At 31.5% G+C, this 1,528-nt stretch carries 1 protein-coding gene; it reads right to left on the reverse strand.

The window, feature by feature from the left end:
* Nucleotides 1-573: 573 nt before the first annotated feature.
* Nucleotides 574-1,528: hypothetical protein (locus tag G5T77_RS12640; protein ID WP_205683251.1), on the reverse strand; the 955-nt coding region annotated here is incomplete at its 5' end.

Here is a 1,528-nt window from a genome sequence, read left to right on the forward strand (position 1 = left end):
TGCCAAAGAATGTGATTCATCATTCCGAGGGTGATACATATTATGGAAATAATATATGTATATAAATCATATACTTAATAATACTTTCTATTTGTATAGAAAAATGGGGTAGATTAGGAAAGCAAAAAAAGTAGAAATGAACCATTGTAGAGTCAATAAAAAAATTGATTAAATAAAATAAAATAGCATGTCAATAAAGTACATAAACTACTAATTTATAACAAAAAATATATATGACTTGCTAAAAAATAGCATGTCATAAATTATTAATATAATTATATATATATCATATACTTAAATGAATTTAATTTAATGACATGCTATGTTGACACGCATTTTTTTTTCTGGATTCGCTTTTACTGACATGGAAAAAAGCGTGTCAATAGCACGTCAGATAGCATGTCAATCAATAAAAATAAATAAGCGATTGTATTTAAACAATTTATATATTTGTTGTGACACGCTTTTTTGTTGTGACACGCTTTTAGATGGTTCTGTAATTTTCTTTTCTACAGAAAAAACAAATAAAAAGGCCTAGTAAATATATTTCTAGTTGAGAGTATATAGAACCTGTTATTCATACTCTTTAAGGTACTTCTTCAATCGATTTTGTACTAATTTTTCAGTTAAATTCTCTTTGTAGCTAAAGTAGATAATATCAACACCATTAATTTTACTGAGTTGGAGCTTTTCCTTATCTCTTTGTTTTGTTCTTTTTAAACCTTCTTCTCCACCAAATAGATCAACAGCTACATAGTGTTGTTGCCCTTGGTATTCGATAGCTAAATTTAGCTCAGGTATATACACATCAAATCTTTGTCTATTTAACCAGGTGGGTGATGCTTCTCTTTGAACTGTGAATTGAGGGAATAACAAATTAATGTAGTTGAACAACAATGTTTCATTTACCCATCTTTCACCTATTCTAGCTACACCTTTTAACTCTCTAATGTAGTTCTCTGCATCCCTTTCACTAATACTTTCCTGTATGGAATGCTTAGTGATGTATGCCCCATATCTTGCTTTGAAGGATGAACTATACATATTGTGGGAATACATCAAATCGGAATTCGTTTTTGTGCAAATGTGACAGATCGATTCTTTAAAGGAATTATTTTCTAACGCATTCGCAAGATGGGCGTGTTTCCTTACTAAACCTACATATTCTTTGGTGAGGGCATCTTTAAAACATGAGCAAAAGTAACTCTCCCCAGTCATTTTGTTATAGAAAGTTTGTCTCCATTCCCAAACACCCAATTTTGACGGTAATAACCCTTCTGGTGGTGTCATTAATGAGTACAGCTTAATTAGCAATGTCTGTGGAAATTCAACTGTAAGAAGGCGTATTGAGGATTTATTCTTTGTTTTTAATTTAGTGTTTTTGATTTTGTAGCGTTGGGTAATTCCCCCTCCATATTGGAAATCATTCAACTTCACAAAAGGAGGGATATTAATGTCTGTAACCTCAAGATCAGTGTCCTTATCGCTGGTCAGATCAAATTCAACGGTATCCTTCTGGTGCAGGAAT

Origin of the sequence: Acinetobacter sp. GFQ9D191M (genome assembly GCF_011174875.1) — a bacterium.
GTDB lineage: Bacteria > Pseudomonadota > Gammaproteobacteria > Pseudomonadales > Moraxellaceae > Acinetobacter.